Here is a 16,295-nt window from a genome sequence, read left to right on the forward strand (position 1 = left end):
GTGCCGGGTTGGCCGGGCTCGGTCCGACGGGAAAGGCTGCCGGATCCCTTGCAGCGTGTGCGGATATCGGCGACGACAGACGTGGTCGTGAGGCGGGAGGAACGGCGCACGTTCCTTCCGTCAGGCTCGTTCTCCCTGACCGACGAGAAATCTGGCACGTCGCCAGGCCGGGTCATCCGTCTCGCCGACGTCCACCAGATTTCCTACGCACCACGAGGATGACCGGCGAGTCTTCAATTGCGGTTTGGGCGATCTCTACTGAATCGGTACAGAAGTCCGACGATCTCGTCCCGCGGTCAGCCGTTTCGCGTACAGCCAGGACAGCGGTTCCGCCGACCACTCTCTCCCACCCGCCGATGACGACCGTCCACATATGAGTATCTTTTCGGGTGACTGTTGCCCGCGACAAACCACAAGAATGCGCCTACCATGATGGAGAGCGTGGTTGAGCCGGAGCTACGCAGATCCTCGTCTGGCGACGGATGTCACGGCGAGGTGCCGGGCTTCCCCTGTTGCGCTCGATTCTTCTCGGTGGTGCACCGACGCTTCGCCCCGACTCGTTCGGGAGCACACAGCCATGCCTTCACGACTTTCGCATTTCCCACGTCCACCCACCGCGACGGGGCAGGAATCCACCCGTCAGTACGCCGAAACGGTTCTGACCGTACGGACAATTCCGTGGCGGCACGATCTGGCGATCATCTCCGCCACCGGGGAAATCGACACCGGTTCCGTCCGCCTGCTGCAGCGAGCGTTGTGGCAGGACTTGCCAGCCGGCCTCGTGCTGGATCTGTCCAGGGTCACGTTCCTGGGCGCGGCGGGGTTGCGTGCGATCGAGGGCGTGGTGACCCGGGCCCGCGCCGAGCGCCGCCGGATCGGGATCGTCGCCGCTGCCCGTCCGGTCCTTCGCCCGCTGCGGATTTTCGGCGTCGACACCCTGGTCGTCGTCTACCCGATCCTGGCTGACGCACTGCGCGAAGTCCCGCTGTCCCCTCCGCCGGTGGCCGGAGCGACCGACTGGAATTGAGTTTCCCGGGAGCCCGTTGCCTGCCGAACCGGGTGCCGTCAGCCCTGACCCCCCAGGCCACGGGGATGCCCTTGGTCAGCCCGATCACCGCACAGGTCGTCAACGCAGTGATCGCCGAGCTCGGTGCCCTCGAGACAGCGCTGGCAGACGCGTTCACTTCGATGTCGGGGTCGAAACGAAAGCCACTGCGTGGCCCGGGTCGGGATCGGCCGCACCATGATGGTCGGATCCGGTTCGGCCACCTCGTAGTTCAGGCATGCCAACCAGACCACGAGATGCCGCAGGATCGACACCGTCGACGGCGAGCGGGACCCCGGCCCATGGGCACACGGCCCGCGCCAGCACACAGCTTGCCTCGCCGAAGTCGGCGACGCCCCGGACGACGATGCCGCGGTCGGTGACATCCGGGCGACCGGGTCACGAGGTAGGTCATGAGGCGGTGGTCATGAGGTCTCGGACCAGTTGAGTCATGGTGGGTGCCGCGACGGCAGAGCGCCAAAGCGGTGATCAGGTCCGTGTTCGCGCCCGGTCCGGGGGCCGAGCCGGACGTTGGAACAGGCTGTACAGCCACCACAGCGACGGGATCAGCACGAGCGCGCCGACACCCAGCGCGGCCAGGGTGGCCGACAGCACCGCCGGTGTGGCGGCGCCTTCGGCGATGGTGACGTCCGGTTCGAGCAGGTAGGGGTACTGCCCGACGGCCCAGCCCCACAGCAGGGTTCCCACCGCGAGCGCTGCGGTGATCCGCACCGCGAGGAAACGGCGGCGCAGCAGCAACACCAGCGACACCGCGCCGGACACCGCCGAGAGGATGACGACCAGCAGCCCGCGGTGGGTGAGGCCGTCGAACAGCCGCGGGGCGTCGGAGGCCAGGACCGGGATCCCAGCCGCCGCGATCACCCCCAGCGCGAGCCCGGTCGCCAGCGCGCGGCGGCGGAACGCCTCGGCGAGGCCGGGGTCTCCGGAGCGGCGGGCGTCGGCGCACAGATACGTCGCGGCCAAGTAGGCGGCCGCGCCGACCGCGAGGACGCCACCGAGCACCGAGGTCGGGTTCAGCCAGCTGGTCAGCAGATCGCCGCCGGCGATGGCGACCGGGATCCGTCCGGAGGCGATGCCGCCGGCGACCGTGCCGAGGAAGAACGGCGTCAGGACGGATGAAACGGCGAAGGCCGCGCCGAACAGCCGTTGCTGGCCGAGTGTGTCGCTGGCCTTGCGGAAGGCGAAGGCCGCGCCGCGGATGATGATACCCAGCGCCACCAACGTCAATGGGATGTACAGAGTGGACATCACGGCGGCGAACACGGGCGGGAACGCGCTCCACAGCGTGACCAACACAAAGATCAACCAGACGTGGTTCGCCTCCCACACCGGCCCGATCGAGTGCTCGATCAGCTCCCGCTGGCCTCTCCCGCGGTGGTTTCCGCCGGCGAAGAGGTCCCAGAACCCGGCGCCGAAATCCGCTCCGGCGAGCAGCACGTACAGCGTGAGCCCGACCCAGAGGACCGCGACAGACCAGTCGGCCAGCGTCATGACGGCGTCCCCGCTTCCTGCGGCGCCGCCCGGCGGTCAGTGCGGGCCATGCGGCGCAGCACGTACACGGTTCCCACCGTCAACACGACGTACACCGCCAGCACGACGATCAGCCCCATCAACAGGCCAGGTGCCGGGTTGACGGCGTCGGCCGTTCTCAGGTGGCCCCAGACGATCCAGGGCTGGCGGCCGACCTCGGTGGTAACCCACCCGGCTTCCAGCGCGCAGCAGGCGGCGACACCGCTGACCGCGACCGCGCGCAGGAACCACCGCGAGCGCGGCACGTCGCGGCGGCGCCACCACACCAGCGCCAGCCAGACGCCGAGGGCCAGGAGAGCGAACCCGATCCCGACCATGACGTCGAAGGACAGGTGCACGACCGCGACCGGCGGCCGGTCGGGCACCGGCGTCCGGTCCAGCCCGGTGATCACCGTCGCCGGGCTGTCCCCGACCAGCAGGGAAAGCCCGCTCGGGATCTCGAGGCCATAACGCAGTTCCCCGCCGACCGGGACGCCGCCGATGGTCAGCGGGACGTGCGAGCCGGTGCGGTAGACACCCTCGAGCGCGGCCAGCTTCGCGGGCTGGTTGGTCGCCAAAAACCGCGCCGCATAGTCGCCCGCGGCGATCTGCAGCGGCGTCAGCACGGCCGCGAACGTCAGCGGTATCAGCAGCCCGAGCCGATGGTGGCGGTCGCGACGGCCACGCAGCATGCCCACCGCGTAGACGCTGCTGATCAGATAACCGGTGACCATGAGCGCGGCGAGGATCATGTGGATCGTCTCCGGCGGGGTCGCCGGATTGAACATGGCCGCCCACGGATCGACTTCGGTGATCCGGCCGCCGGCGAGGTCGAACCCGCGGGGCTGGTTCATCCAGGCGTTCGCGCTGACGACGAAGAACGCCGAGGCGATCCCGGCGACGACGATGGGGACGCCGGCGAGCAGATGCCGCCGCGGCGGCAGGCGGTCCCAGGCATAGAGGTAAATGCCGAGGAAGATCGCCTCGACGAAGAACGCAATGCCCTCCATGGTGAACGGTAGGCCGATGACCTGGCCGTAGGTGCCCATCAGACCGGGCCACAAGATGCCCATCTCGAAGCTGAGAATGGTGCCGGACACGGCGCCGACGGCGAACAGGACGCCCATTGCCTTGGCCCACCGCCGGGCGAGCACGAGGTACGCTTCGTCCCCGGTGCGCAGCCCCCGCCACTCCGCGAACAAGGTGAGCGCGGGCATGCCGACGCCGAGACAAGCGAGGATGATGTGCCAGCCCAGGGACAGGGCCATTTGTTCGCGCGCCGCGAGGAGATCCAGCGGCGCAGCGGACGAGGTGAGCACGACGACCGTCCTTCCGGCGAGCCGATCGGACACGAAGCCGTGTCCGGAGCAGACGTCGTTCGCCGCTCCGATGATCGCCCCCGGCGGCTACCCACCGGCCCACCGGGGAAAACCCGCGCCGGCCGGCAGGACCCGCGCGAGTGAGCCTCTCCCCTCGGTCTATTTCGGCAGCCACTGCTCGGCGCCCGTTCCCGTGAACCCCGGCATGCAGTCGACGCGGCTCTGGTGCATGTACACCTCCGCCCCTGATCTGGCGCGCCCGGACCTGCCACCCGCGGATCACCGACCACCTCGGCGACCAGCAGGCTGACCCGGGGCATCTGAAAAATGGACCGGACCGCGCCGGAGCGCTTCTCCCCGATCACTCGCGAAATCCGAAGCCGGCGCGAGATCTCCGCTCAACCCAGCCACTTCCTCTCGCAGCGACCGCGACCTCCACCTCCCTCACCACCAGGTAGCCGTTGCGGTCAAGGCGCCGAGATCCGCCGGGGCGATCCGGCCGGGGGGCCACCCGGCCACACTGTGGGCTCGACCCCGGCACCGGGTCAGTGGTATGCGGACGCCGGTCGGAAAGCGGTCTGCGGTCGTGCTGGCGGTCATGGCCATGGAGGACTCCTCGCAGTCCTCCATGGCCATGACTTTCCAGGCAAACGGACGATAAACCTGCAGCATCCACCGGGCCCGGTGTGACCGGCCGCTGGTCTCTCCTGCCGACACCGACCCGACGGAACAGGCTGGCCGGATGTCCGCCGCCCACGCCGCGATCGTCCTGTCGGGGCCACCGCCCGCGGTGAGCCACACACGTCACGCCCGTCGGCTTCGCCAGCAGGAAACACCGCACCGCGCCCGGACGTTGCACCGGGTGTCGTGCGGCGGAGTCCCCGGGCCTCACCGCCTTCCTGGAACAGCGGTTCACCCGGAGCCGGGTCGCGCCACTCGCGGAGAGTCTCCCCCACCCTTCGTCGAGCGGAAGCGGCTCTCCTCCCCAGAAACCCGAGCAGGTCGACGGCCGGCCGCCGGGTCTTCCGACACGAAGGTTTCGATTCCGGCTGCCCGGGCATCCGCGCAGCGGTGAAGCAAGCAGCCACCCGCCCCGGATCTCCGCGATCCGCCGTCCGGGAATGGCCTCGGGTTCAACCCCAGCTCGAGCGTCGCGATCACCGCCGACGGACCATCCGGGCGGCGAAGCTCGCGGCGTGTGCGGCGGCTCTGTGTCAGGGCGCGCGCCGAGCGATTCGACGTGTCGACAGCGCCGCCCGCCTGCGCCGTCGATCACCGAGCGATCCGAAGGGGCATCCCATGGCCGAAGGCGACGTGCACACCTACTTCGAAGACGGCCAGTGGAAGAACCGGGTCGAAGGCGGCGTCCGCGCCTCCAATACGTCGCCGCATCGCGTGGACGCTGTGGTCGCCGGCCGTCAGGCAGCCAGGAAACGACGCGTCGCGCATGTGATCCACGACCGAGACGGCGGGATTGAGAGCGAACGGGACTTCCGCCCACGCACCTCGAGGCGATAATCCGGCCGCTTCACAACCACGCCGACGATCTCCCCTCGGTGCGAAAGCCGGCGAGCACCACGCTCGCGTCGTTGACGGAGACGTCCCCGAGCGCGGCTACGACCCGGGTGCCCTCCGGCAGCACCGGCCGCGGCTTCGCACGGCCTCCCACCGAACTGGTACCGCAGGTGGTCGGCCTTGCGGAGCACCGCTGGTCGAGCAGGCTCACCTCTGTCAGAACAGTTGCCCACGGGACTAGCCGGAAGGATGACCGCCATCCCCGGCTGCGGCAGCACTACACCTCGAGCACGCAGGCGGCTAGCGTGGAGGCCAAGGGACGGAGGTCCGCTGGTGGACCGACAGGATCGGGAGCACGCGGCGCACGAGGCACTGGCGAAGGCCGATCGACAGGCGGCGATCGGCGAAGCGACGGGCATCCTCATCGCCCAGGGGGACGACCACGCCCGCGCGACGCTGCGCGCGCCCCACGGTCCGGCCGGGGAGGACGACGAGGCCGCCCGCGTGGTCGCGACGGCGAATGCGACCGCCGAGGACCGGGCCGACCCGGACTGGATCTGACCAGCGACGCACCGGTTCCGCGGCCGACAACTCGAGGAGCGGCCAGCCGGGTCAGCCGTCTTCGGCCCGAAGGTCCGCGGCCGAGTGACTGGGCAGGACGGTCGCCACGAGCTCCGCGGGGTCGAGGGTGCCCGCGGTGATCGCCCACGCAACCTCGCCGGTCGTGGCCCGGGTCCGGTCGGCGTGGGACTGCAGCAGGACCCGGGCCGCGCCCGGGTCGAGGTTTCGCGCCGCGGCCACCATGCCCACCGCCTGGGCAACCCGCACCCGGCCGTTGAGGACCGCGAGCGTCGTCTCGGCCAAGCGAGCTTCGCGGCGGTCGCCGGACTCCGCCGTCATGCCGAGCACCGCGAGATCCGCCAGCGCCTGCGCGGCCGCCAGCTCCTCGCGGCCAAGCTCACGCCGACGCTCGTGGAAGACGTTCACACCACCCAGCGCCCGGCCCCGCAACCGCAGCGGAAACGCATGAACCGCAGCGAACCCGCCGGACAATGCCGCGAGCCTGAACGCCGGCCAGCGCGCCGAATCCCCACCATCGAGGTCGGGCACGGCGACGACCTCGCCCGTCCGGATGCAGTCCACACACGGCCCCTCCCCCGTCAGGGTCTGGAGCAGTTCGAGGAACCGGGACGTGTCGTCGGACGCCGCGAGCACTTCGACGCCGCCGCGGGGGTCGGCCACCAGCAAGCCGGCGGCCGAAGCGCCGGTCACCTCGCTCACCGACCGCGTCGCCGTCCGCAGCAGCCAGGCCGCGTCCGCGCCGTCGGCGACGAGCCGGGTGGTGAGTTCCACCATCGCGTGCGCAAGCTGTTCCCGGTCGACGGACACTCCGTGAGCATACGGCCCGCCACCGTGGGATGCCGGTGTCACTCGGCCCACCGGTCGAGCGTGATGCGGCGGGCGATCACGTCGCGCGACACCTCCAGCAGTGAACGTCCCTCCGCGAAGGCGTGCGCCCGCAGGCGGACGGACGCGTCGGCGAGGCTGATCCGCAGCTGGACGGCGACCATGCCGGTCGCGATGTGCACGTCTTCGTACGCGCCGCCGCCCTGCTCCGCCGGATCCAGACCCGCCGCCTCGTCGTCGAGAGCCTGCCGCAGGACCACCGCCATGGCGAGGTCGGCCAGGACCGTCGCGTCCGCCAGGGCGTCGGGCGTCAGCCGGCCGGGTGCGCGGCGATACAGGTCCAGGGTGCCGAGCCGGATCGCGCCGCTGTGCAGCGGGAAGGCGAACACCGCAGCGACCCCTTCGGCGCGCGCGGCGTCGGTGAACATCGGCCACCGGCCGTCTTCGGCGGTGATGTCCGCGATGAGCACGGGCCGGTCGCCGGTGTAGGCCAGGACGCCGGGGCCTTCCCCGAGCGCGTATTGGGCTTCCTCCAACTTGGACGCCCACGGCCCGCTCGTGGCCAGCAGCTCCTGCGTGCGTCCCGCCGAACGCATCGAGAGCGCGGCGCCGTCGGCCAGATCGCCGACGCAGGTGGCGCAGACCGCGGCGGGCATTCCCGCGCCGTCCCGCGCAGCTCGCCGGGTCACCTCTTGCCACAGCCGCTCACGGCGCCGACCGTCCACCGACCCCTCATCCGCGGCCGCCACGCTCGCGTGCCCCGCGCCCGCGCGGCACGCCGGACTCCGCCTGTCTTCCGCTCCGGCCTTGTGCGGTACCAGGGTACGAACCGAGCACAGTCCGCGCAGCCCAGGGTCGCGGCGCATCGTCCGCGGCTTTCGCTCCGCGGGGAACGACCGGGACGAGTAGCGTCGGGCACATCGGTCCGGCAAGACGGCCGATGGTGGGAGGGGTGGTGGACCAGCTGCACGAGGTGACCGCGGCGCTGCTCGAACTCACCAGCACGCTGAAGCCCGAGGATTCCCGGGAGCGGTTGCTCGGCCGGGTCGCGGCCCGGGTGGTCGGGATCATCCCGGGAGCCGACGCGGCGACGGTGACCCTCTACGACCGGGACGTGCCGTCGACGGTCGCGGCGACGGAACCGGCCGTGCAAGCACTGGACGAGGCCCAGTACCGCGCCGACGACGGCCCCTGCCTGCGCGCGGTGCGCACGGAGACCGTCGTGCGCACGCAGCTGGGCCGGAACCGGCACCGCTGGCCGGAGCTGGCCGACGCCGGCACGGCGCTCGGGATACGCAGCTCGCTGTCGTGCCCGCTGTTCGTGGCCGCCGACGACGCCGCCACCCATCGCCGGGCCGCCGAGTACGGCCTCGGCGGCGCGCTGAACGTCTGGAGCCGCCGCGACGACGCGTTCGACCCGGTCGCGACGGCGACGATCGCGGTGTTCACCTCGGCGGCCGCGGCGGTGGTCCTCACCGCGGCGCGGTGGGCGTCCGCCGAAGCCCAGGCCCGCGGCCTGGTGACCGCCTTGGAAAGCCGGGACACCATCGCGACCGCGAAGGGCATCGTGATGGCCCGGGCCGGCCTCGACCGCGATGCCGCGTTCGCCTGGCTGGTCGACGTCTCCCAGCGCACCAACCGGAAGGTCCGCGAGCTGGCCACGGTGATCGTCGAAGCTCCGGAAGTGGTCGAACGGGCCCTGCTGTGACGTGCTGAACCGGACCGCGCATACCAAGACAGGCGAGAGCGCGCGGCGCAGGCCGCTGGGCGGTACGGTGTGGACGCCGAGGTTCATCGTGCGCGCCGGTCCAGTGGCGCGTCACCTTCGCAGCACACCGAGCTTGCGCGAACGCCGAAGGGACCTCGCCGTGGGACGGAGTGCGGCGCGTCCTCGTCCAGCAGCGGGCCCGGAAACCACATCACCTGATGTCTCCTCGAGTGACGCCGCCTTGCTCCCGCCTGTGCGCTGTGGTCCTTCCCGCGTCGCCGTAGCGGCAGGAGAACACGACCATGTCATCTACCCACGACCGGCCTTGGGCCACGGTGCTCGACGAAGTCACCGGCGCGCTGGAGTCGCTGACCGCGGCGCTGGACACCGAGGACGACTTCGCCGTCCTGCTGAACAAGACATGCGCCCAAGTCGTCAATGCCGTGCCCGGAGTCGACGAAGCCACCATCACCCTGCTGACCGGCGGCCGGCCTACGACCATCGCCAGCACCAGCGACGTGACCACCGCACTCGACCACGACCAGTACGCCGCCGGCCACGGACCCTGCATCGAGGCCGCAACCACCGGGAAACTGGTCCGGGTACCGGTCACGGACGCGGCCACGAAATGGCCCGACTTCGCCCGTGACGCGGCCACCGCCGGGTTCGGCAGCTTCCTGTCCGCGCCCCTGGTCGTTAGCGAAGAGCACAGCGGCGGGGTCAACTGCTACAGCCGCCAAGGCGACGGCTTCGCCGAACTGGACGAGAAGCTGCTCGACCTCTATACCAGCGCCGTGACCCCGACGTTGCGCGTCTACTCCCGCTACCAGCAGGCCCGCGACACCGTCGAACACCTGCGCACCGCCCTGCACAGCCGTGCGGTAATCGACCAGGCCAAAGGCATCCTCATGGCCGTCCGCCAGGTCAGCGCCGACAAAGCCTTCACCTTGCTCGTCGAGCAGTCCCAGCGGGAAAACCGCAAAGTCCGCGACCTGGCGGTGCAACTAGTCTGCCAAGCCACCGGAATCACGCCGGCCTGAGCCTGGGCGCCGGCAGGCGCTCAGGAATCCAGCACCTCGGCGACGAACCGCTCGGCGACCTCGCGCAGCTTGACGTTCTGTTCCTGCGATCGCTTGACCAGCATGTCGAACGCTTCTTTTTCGGAGATGCGATGCACAGCCATCAGCATGCCCTTCGCCTGGTCGATGACGGCTCGCGAGCTCAGCGCGGTGCGCAGCTGGCCGACGGTTTCTCGGGCGCTCACGTAACGGCGAGCGCCGCGCAGGGCCGCCTCGGCCGCGGTGGTGTACAGCTCCAGCAGCGCCGCGTCCAGTGCGCCGAACCCGTCGCCGCCGGCGCCGTAGAGGTTGAGCGAGCCCTGGTACTCGCTGTCGATGAACAACGGCGCGGACAGGAAACTGGCCACCGACGCTCCCTCGGCCGCGGCGGCGAACTCCGGCCACCGGCGGGCCGCCTCGCGCACCTTGACCCGCTGGATCGTTCCGGTGCGCGCAGCCTCCAGGCACGGGCCCTCACCGGCGTCGTACTGGGCCTGATCGATCCGGCGAGCCACGTCGCCGGTCGCCGTCGCGGTGGAGTACCCGCCGTCGCGCAGCAAGGTGATGCTGGCCATCTCGGCGTCCGGCACCGCCTGGACCACCTGCAGGCACACCCGCTGAAGGACCACCGACAAGTCTTCGTCCTGCTCGAGGATGGCGGTCAGACCTTCCAAGGCGCCCGTGACGTCGTCGACCCGCCGGACGACATCCGGTTCGGCAAGGTGATCCTGTGACTTGTTCATCGCCTGGCCTCCGCTCGCTGTGGTCGTCCTGAAGCTTCGCGTCCTGAAGCTTCGCCCAGGCAGCCACGTAGTTCCAGCCGGGCCGGGAACCTCAAGATATCAAGCCGGAGCGGGCGAAGCCGATCACCGGCCGACGGGTGACTCGCCGGCCGAAACCGGCGACGAGTGACCCGGCTCGGCGCCGGTCTCGTGTGGCAGCTTCACCGCGCGCCGCCGGCGCCGTCCGCTTTGGACAACGGCCGGTTGCGGCCGAGTCCGATCAGGACCTCCTCGGTTCGTCGCCGGACAGCGGTCGGCGCAGCCTGTCGAGCACGAGGTGATCACGCCGTCGGGGCGGCACCAGGTCGGTCGCCCACCGGCTTTCGATCCAGGACGACCGTTGCCGCAACGTCGCCGAACGACGGTGGAAGCTCCGTCGGCGATGCGCGGGTCCTGCTGTCCGCGCTGCCGTTGCCCACCCAGCGCTCGCCCGTATGCCGGGCGGAGTTTCCCGGTGGCCGGGTTTCGATTCCCGTCGCCCGAGTTACCCGGGGAAGTCAGGGGGTCTACCGTGGTCCTGGTGAGGAGGTGACCGCCGTGGCCTTCCAGCGCGATGTCGTCGTGGTCGGTGCCTCCGCCGGAGGCGTCGAAGCGCTGCGTCAGGTCGTGCGGTCGCTGTCGGCGGATCTTCCCGCCGCCGTTCTGGTGGTCATGCATCTCGCCCCGGGCGCGCCGACCGCGCTGCCGCAGATTCTCGGCCGGGCGGGGCCGTTGCGGGCGGTTGCGGCCGCGCACGCGGCGCCGCTGACCGCCGGGGTGATCCACGTGGCGCCACCCGATCACCATCTGCTTCTCGACGACGGCGCGCTCATGCTCAGCCACGGCCCGACCGAAAACGGGCACCGGCCCGCGATCAACGCCACCTTCCGGTCCGCGGCGGTCGCCGCCGGGCCCCGCGTGATCGGCGTCATCCTTTCGGGTGCTCTCCACGACGGCGCCGCCGGCCTGGGGGCGATCGTGGAACGCGGCGGTCTGGCGATGGTGCAGGACCCTTCCGACGCGCTGTACCCGGGCATGCCCGAGAGCGCGCTCGCCCGCGTCACGACGGACCACGTCTACCCCGCCGACGTGCTCGGCAAGGTGCTCGACCGGCTGGTGCGCACGCCGGCGGATGCCGGGCCGGCCGAGCCGCCCGCGCCCACGCTGCTGCTGGAAGACCGCATCGCGCGGGACGGCGTCCGGCGGGGCGCCGTCGCCGAAGAACTCGCGGCCGCCGCATCCGGCTACAGCTGCCCGGACTGCCAGGGCGCCCTGCTCGAAGTCGGCGACCGGCCCGGCCAGTTCCGCTGCCGCATCGGTCACGCCTGGTCGGCCGAGGCCCTGCTCGGGGCGCGCGACATCGAACTGGAACGCGCGCTGTGGACGGCGTTGCGCTCGCTGGACGAGAAGGCCGCTCTCGCCCAGCGTATGGAGCGGGACGCCGCCGGTCGCGGGCACGCCGGCCTCACCGGCCGCTACGGCAGCACCGCCCGGGAATGCGCGACCGCCGCGGAAAGACTGCGCCGGTTCCTGCTTTCCCTGTCCCAAGACATCGAGGCGAACCCGTGAACACCGGAGGCGGCCTGCAGCTGGTACCGCAGTATCGGGCGGAGTCGACCGTGGCCACCTTGACCGGCACTCTTTCCCTGGCCACCTACCCCGAGCTGCGCGACAGCGTGCTCAAGATCGCCGCGGAGGCGCCGGAGAGCGTCATCGCCGACATCCAGGGGCTCGAGATCGACGACGACACCCTGATGACGGTGTTTTCGGTCATCGCCGCGCGGATCGGTGAATGGCCGGGGGTCCCGTTCGCGGTGGTGACCGACCGCGCGGATCACGTGGCACGCCTGTCGGCGCAGCTGGTGGACCGCTTCGTGGCGGTCCACGCGACGTCGCCGCGGCCGAGCGGGCGCGTGACCGGCCACCCCGCCGGCGGGCGGTGCAGCAGCTGGCCGCGTCACCGCAGGCCTCAGCGCTCGCCCGGTCGTTCGTCGGCCGGGTCTGCGCGGAGTGGGACGTGCCGGAACACGTCGAGGACGCTCTGATGATCGCGACCGAGCTGGTGGAAAACGCGATCCGGCACACGACGTCGACCCCGCGGCTGCGGCTGGAGCTGCGCCGCGGCGTCTTCACCGTCGCGGTGGCCGATGACGACCCGCGGCCCGCCGTGCTGTTCGAGCTGCCCAGGCCCGGGCACGGTCTCGGACTGCGGCTGGTCGCCCAGACCTCGCGGGTCTGGGGGTGCAGCGGGTCCTGGACTGGCGGCAAGGTCGTCTGGGCCGTGCTGGCGCGGCGCCGCCGCTCCTCCCGCGTTCGGGGCCGGTAGCGTGCGGAACGTGACGGAGTCCCAGCCGGAAGACGACGGCGAGTTCGAATCGGTCCTCGCCTACCTCAAGGAGTCGCGAGGCTTCGACTTCACCGGCTACAAGCGCAGCAGCCTGCGCCGGCGGGTGCAGCGCCGGATGGCCCAGGCCGGTGCCGAGAACTACGGCGACTACATCGACCAGCTGCAGGTCAACGCCGACGAGTTCGTCGCGCTGTTCAACACCATCCTGATCAACGTCACCGGGTTCTTCCGCGATCCCGAGGCCTGGGACTACCTGCGTGAGCAAGTGATCCCGGCCCTGCTGGCCGAGCGCAGCCCGGAGGAGCCGATCCGGGTGTGGAGCGCCGGCTGCGCCGCCGGCCAGGAGGCCTACAGCCTCGCCATCGCGTTCGCCGACGCCATCGGTGTCGACGCGTTCCGGCAGCGCGTCAAGATCTACGCGACCGACGTCGACGAAGAGGCCCTTGCCCAGGCCCGGCACGCCGCCTACACCCCGGCCGAGGTCGAAGGGCTGCCCGAAGACAAGCTGGAGCAGTACTTCGAGCTGCAGGGCAGCCGGTACTGGTTCCGCAAGGACCTGCGCCGCTCGGTGATCTTCGGCCGCAACGACCTGGTCCAGGACGCCCCGATCTCGCGGATCGACCTGCTCGTCTGCCGCAACACGCTGATGTACTTCAACGCCGAGACGCAGACGAAGATCCTCGAGCGGTTCCACTTCACGCTGGCCCAGCGCGGGCTCATGTTCCTGGGCAAGGCCGAGATGCTGCTCAGCCACACCCGCATCTTCGAGCCGCTCGATCTCAAGCGGCGCGTGTTCCGCAAGGTGGCCGGCACTCCTTCCGGCTACAGCCATTTCGTGTCCCCCGGCCTGCCCGCGCGCCGATCGATCGACATGTCGGGTCTGGACGAGCTGCGCGAGCAGGCCTTCTCGGCCAGCCCGGTGGCCCAGCTGGTGGTGACCGGCGACGAGGTGGTCGCCCTGATCAACCAGCAGGCGGAGATCTCGTTCGCGCTCACCGACCGCGACATCGGACGCAAGCTGTGGGACCTCGACGTGTCCTACCGGCCGGTCGCGTTGCGCCCGTACGTCGAGCAGGCCCGGCTGGAACGGCGGTCGCTGCGCATCAAGGACGTCGAGTGGCGGCGCGCGGGCGACACGGTCTGGTACGAGGTGCACGTCAACCCGCTGGTGAGCCGGGACAAGAGCCTGCTCGGCGTGTCGGTGGTGTTCCACGACGTCAGCTGGGCGCGCCTGCTCCTGCTGGAGCTCGAGCACACCAACCGCCGCCTCGAGTCCGCCTACGAAGAACTCCAGTCGACCAACGAGGAACTCGAAACCACCAACGAAGAGCTCCAGTCCACAGTGGAAGAACTGGAAACGACCAACGAAGAGCTCCAGTCCACCAACGAAGAGCTCGAGACCATGAACGAGGAACTGCAGTCGACCAACGACGAGCTGCAGACCATCAACGACGCGCTGCGCGACCGCAGCGTCGAACTCGACGAGCTGAACGACTTCCTCGAATCCGTGCTGACCTCGATCCAGGCCGGGATCGTCGTGGTCGACACCGAAATGCGGATCAAGGCCTGGAACCGCGGCGCCGAGGACCTGTGGGGCGTGCGCCGGGAGGAGGCCGAGGGCACCCACCTGCTCAACCTCGACATCGGGCTGCCGCTCACCGAGCTGCGGCCGGCCGTGCGTGATGCCCTCGCCGACGCCGACTTCCAGACCGAGCTGACGCTGAGCGCGATCAACCGACGGGGCCGGGCCGCGGTCGTCCGGCTGCTGTGCAGCGCCCTGCGGTCCGCCGGCGGGCAGAGCCAGGGAGCCTTGCTGCTCATGGAAGAAACGCAGCCCTGAGGCGGTGTCCAGCACGCCAGCGGCGAGTAGCTTGAGGCCATGGACACCCAGCGCCGGTCCGGTGCCCGCCGACGTGCGCCGTAATGGCGCCATGGCCGATGACACGCCCGGCCCGCCACGATCGCCGAGCGTGCCGACCTGCGTGATCCGGGCTGGGCCTGCGCATCGTCGCCCACACCGCGAAGACGTGGGGCAGCAGCCGCCGGTGGTCGGGGTGACCCGGTCGTCTGGGCCACCCTCGCCTCCACCCACGGCACCTGATGTGCCCGAGGACCCGGCGAGGCAAAATGACCGCGTGACCTTTCGCCATCCCGAGGAACGCCCCGCCGACGCGCGAGACGAGCTGACGGTGTCTGTGCGCTCGCTCGACGGCGCGCGGATAGTCGCCGCCGAAGGCACCGTCGACCTGCACACCGCGGGCCAGCTGACCGACGCGATCACCGCCGCGCTGGCGCACCAGCCCACCCGGCTGGTCATCGACCTGACCGCCGTGCGCTTCCTCTCCGCCGCGGGTCTGCACGTCCTGCTCAAAGCCGACCACGCCGCCGGCGACCGCACCCAGGTCAAGGTCGTCGCGACCGGCCCGGCCCTGCACACAATCACCCTCACCGCCCTCGACCGAGTCCTGGCCGTCCACCCGACACTGGCCGACGCGACGGGCCACTGATCCCTGGCCGGACTCCCCTCATTCCCGAGAACCGATCCGCACACCGTGATCGATCCGCTCGGCCGCCGTTGGAGCTACCACGGAAAGACCGGCCGCGCTGACGCCGCGTCAGCAGCAGACGTGCGCCCCGCTCCCCGGCGGTGCCGCGGAAGCAGCCGATACCGGCGGAGGACCGATAACCACCGCGACTTCCCGACGCCCGCGCCGATGAGGCGCCCGACGCCACCACCACTGCCCGAGACCGGCTTCGACCTCACGCGCGACCAGCGCTACCACGGTGCCCGCGTGGTGGCCTCGGCGGCGAACGACGCCGAGGACTGCGCCTTGCTGCTCGCCGTGCTCGGCCTCGAACCCGCCGACGGGATGGCGGAGCCACCACCGCTCCCGCGTCCCGGCCTGCCAGGCGGATGAGCACCAGAGCCGTCCACATCGGACGCGTCACCGCCGCTGATTCTGCCCGCGCACCCGCCACCCGCTGAGTGCGCATCGCCGGGAGCAGCCCTGCCGGGATCCACGATGTCGGCCATGTTTCATGGCAACGACGACCGCGAGCTGGCCGCACGCACGGCGGCGGCCCACACCGGAGCGCTCGTCGGAGACGACGGGACCATCGACGCGGTCTTCCGCGACCTCGGGGTCATCCGGATCGACGCCATCGAGGACATGCTGGTCACCGCGGGCACCGCCGCGCACCTCGGGCAGCTGGCGCGTCCCGGCTTCGGCGTGGTGTCGATCTCCGGCGGGCCCGCAACATCCTTGCCGACCGCGCCGAGGACTTGGGCGCCGAGCTGCCATGTCTACGCAGACAGGTCGGCGAAGCCAAGACCAGGGACGGTCGTTGGGCACCAGGCCAGCCATGTCATCCAGTGGACGCGGCTGATCCGCCGATCGGGATGACCACCACCGCCAGATAGCGCAGGTAGAAGCCGGGCCACAACACTTCATCGCCGGAGTCAACGCCCGCCTGCGTAGGACTGACCGGGGCGATCGTCGTCCAGGCCAGGTGTCCACGCGCCGTGGCAGGCCAACGTGGTCCCGACCAGCGGAACCCAAACACATACGGTATTACTGAACTCAATTCACTATGTACTATCTACA

The 16,295-nt window shown here is 70.7% G+C and carries 17 protein-coding genes; 12 read left to right on the forward strand and 5 right to left on the reverse strand.

The window, feature by feature from the left end:
• Positions 1-577: 577 nt before the first annotated feature.
• On the forward strand, positions 578-1,027 hold the full coding sequence (locus BT341_RS32310; RefSeq protein ID WP_072479858.1) for an STAS domain-containing protein: 450 nt from the start codon (positions 578-580) through the stop codon (positions 1,025-1,027).
• A gap of 507 nt (positions 1,028-1,534) precedes the next feature.
• Here BT341_RS32310 and BT341_RS32315 read toward each other — a convergent pair.
• Both BT341_RS32315 and BT341_RS32320 read right to left on the reverse strand, forming a co-directional pair.
• On the reverse strand, positions 1,535-2,557 hold the full coding sequence (locus tag BT341_RS32315) for a cytochrome d ubiquinol oxidase subunit II (protein WP_072479859.1): 1,023 nt from the start codon (positions 2,555-2,557) through the stop codon (positions 1,535-1,537).
• On the reverse strand, positions 2,554-3,894 hold the full coding sequence (locus BT341_RS32320) for a cytochrome ubiquinol oxidase subunit I (RefSeq protein ID WP_245805186.1): 1,341 nt from the start codon (positions 3,892-3,894) through the stop codon (positions 2,554-2,556). The genes BT341_RS32315 and BT341_RS32320 overlap by 4 nt, the downstream gene beginning before the upstream one ends.
• Positions 3,895-5,193: 1,299 nt before the next feature.
• On the opposite strand from BT341_RS32320, the gene BT341_RS32330 reads away from it, so the two are divergent.
• Entirely contained in the window at positions 5,194-5,412 is a 219-nt protein-coding gene (locus tag BT341_RS32330) for a DUF2188 domain-containing protein (RefSeq protein WP_072479862.1), read from the forward strand.
• Between the two features lie 330 nt (positions 5,413-5,742).
• Positions 5,743-5,970, forward strand: coding sequence for a hypothetical protein (locus tag BT341_RS32335; RefSeq protein ID WP_072479863.1), 228 nt, complete (start codon positions 5,743-5,745; stop codon positions 5,968-5,970).
• A gap of 51 nt (positions 5,971-6,021) precedes the next feature.
• On the opposite strand, the gene BT341_RS32340 is transcribed toward BT341_RS32335, so the two are convergent.
• A complete protein-coding gene (locus BT341_RS32340) occupies positions 6,022-6,798 on the reverse strand; it encodes a GAF and ANTAR domain-containing protein (RefSeq protein ID WP_245805187.1) in 777 nt (258 codons plus the stop codon).
• 38 nt (positions 6,799-6,836) lie between these two features.
• Positions 6,837-7,541: a GAF domain-containing protein gene (locus BT341_RS32345; RefSeq protein WP_072479865.1), complete on the reverse strand. Its 705-nt coding sequence runs from the start codon at positions 7,539-7,541 to the stop codon at positions 6,837-6,839.
• A gap of 230 nt (positions 7,542-7,771) precedes the next feature.
• Here BT341_RS32345 and BT341_RS32350 point away from each other — a divergent pair, with 230 nt between their 5' ends.
• Complete coding sequence (locus BT341_RS32350) at positions 7,772-8,524, forward strand: GAF and ANTAR domain-containing protein (protein ID WP_245805188.1); 753 nt, start codon at positions 7,772-7,774, stop codon at positions 8,522-8,524.
• Between the two features lie 302 nt (positions 8,525-8,826).
• Positions 8,827-9,564, forward strand: coding sequence for a GAF and ANTAR domain-containing protein (locus tag BT341_RS32355; protein WP_072479867.1), 738 nt, complete (start codon positions 8,827-8,829; stop codon positions 9,562-9,564).
• A gap of 20 nt (positions 9,565-9,584) precedes the next feature.
• Here the strand turns inward: BT341_RS32355 and BT341_RS32360 are convergent, their stop codons facing one another.
• The gene (locus BT341_RS32360) at positions 9,585-10,325 is read right to left on the reverse strand and encodes a GAF and ANTAR domain-containing protein (protein WP_072479868.1); all 741 of its coding nucleotides are present in this window, start codon (positions 10,323-10,325) and stop codon (positions 9,585-9,587) included.
• 576 nt (positions 10,326-10,901) lie between these two features.
• Here BT341_RS32360 and BT341_RS32365 point away from each other — a divergent pair.
• The 7 genes from BT341_RS32365 to BT341_RS43765 all read left to right on the forward strand — a co-directional run bounded on the left by BT341_RS32365 (position 10,902) and on the right by BT341_RS43765 (position 16,094).
• Positions 10,902-11,912, forward strand: coding sequence for a chemotaxis protein CheB (locus BT341_RS32365; protein ID WP_072482301.1), 1,011 nt, complete (start codon positions 10,902-10,904; stop codon positions 11,910-11,912).
• A gap of 50 nt (positions 11,913-11,962) precedes the next feature.
• A complete protein-coding gene (locus BT341_RS47705) occupies positions 11,963-12,388 on the forward strand; it encodes a hypothetical protein (RefSeq protein ID WP_342750275.1) in 426 nt (141 codons plus the stop codon).
• Complete coding sequence (locus BT341_RS47710; RefSeq protein WP_342750237.1) at positions 12,283-12,669, forward strand: ATP-binding protein; 387 nt, start codon at positions 12,283-12,285, stop codon at positions 12,667-12,669. The genes BT341_RS47705 and BT341_RS47710 overlap by 106 nt, the downstream gene beginning before the upstream one ends.
• A 10-nt stretch (positions 12,670-12,679) precedes the next feature.
• Positions 12,680-14,530 carry a CheR family methyltransferase gene (locus BT341_RS32375; protein ID WP_072482302.1) on the forward strand — a complete coding sequence of 617 codons (1,851 nt, stop codon included), beginning with the start codon at positions 12,680-12,682 and terminating at the stop codon, positions 14,528-14,530.
• Positions 14,531-14,825: 295 nt separating this feature from the next.
• The gene (locus BT341_RS44670; protein WP_072479869.1) at positions 14,826-15,197 is read left to right on the forward strand and encodes an STAS domain-containing protein; all 372 of its coding nucleotides are present in this window, start codon (positions 14,826-14,828) and stop codon (positions 15,195-15,197) included.
• 207 nt (positions 15,198-15,404) lie between these two features.
• Positions 15,405-15,608, forward strand: a complete 204-nt coding sequence (locus BT341_RS32385) for a hypothetical protein (RefSeq protein WP_072479870.1) — start codon at positions 15,405-15,407, stop codon at positions 15,606-15,608.
• A 114-nt stretch (positions 15,609-15,722) separates the two neighbouring features.
• Positions 15,723-16,094 (forward strand): hypothetical protein, encoded by a 372-nt coding sequence (locus BT341_RS43765; protein ID WP_218177791.1) that lies wholly within the window; start codon positions 15,723-15,725, stop codon positions 16,092-16,094.
• The last annotated feature ends 201 nt before the right edge of the window (positions 16,095-16,295 follow it).

Source organism: Amycolatopsis australiensis, assembly GCF_900119165.1.
GTDB classification, from domain to species: domain Bacteria; phylum Actinomycetota; class Actinomycetes; order Mycobacteriales; family Pseudonocardiaceae; genus Amycolatopsis; species Amycolatopsis australiensis.

Bases quoted from the DNA above. Each gene is read 5' to 3' on its own strand.
- BT341_RS32355 (WP_072479867.1), top strand. From the start codon at position 8,827: ATGTCATCTACCCACGACCGGCCTTGGGCCACGGTGCTCGACGAAGTC.
- BT341_RS32330 (WP_072479862.1), top strand. From the start codon at position 5,194: ATGGCCGAAGGCGACGTGCACACCTACTTCGAAGACGGCCAGTGGAAG.
- BT341_RS32315 (WP_072479859.1), bottom strand. From the start codon at position 2,557: ATGACGCTGGCCGACTGGTCTGTCGCGGTCCTCTGGGTCGGGCTCACG.
- BT341_RS43765 (WP_218177791.1), top strand. From the start codon at position 15,723: ATGTTTCATGGCAACGACGACCGCGAGCTGGCCGCACGCACGGCGGCG.
- BT341_RS32360 (WP_072479868.1), bottom strand. From the start codon at position 10,325: ATGAACAAGTCACAGGATCACCTTGCCGAACCGGATGTCGTCCGGCGG.
- BT341_RS32385 (WP_072479870.1), top strand. From the start codon at position 15,405: ATGAGGCGCCCGACGCCACCACCACTGCCCGAGACCGGCTTCGACCTC.
- BT341_RS32310 (WP_072479858.1), top strand. From the start codon at position 578: ATGCCTTCACGACTTTCGCATTTCCCACGTCCACCCACCGCGACGGGG.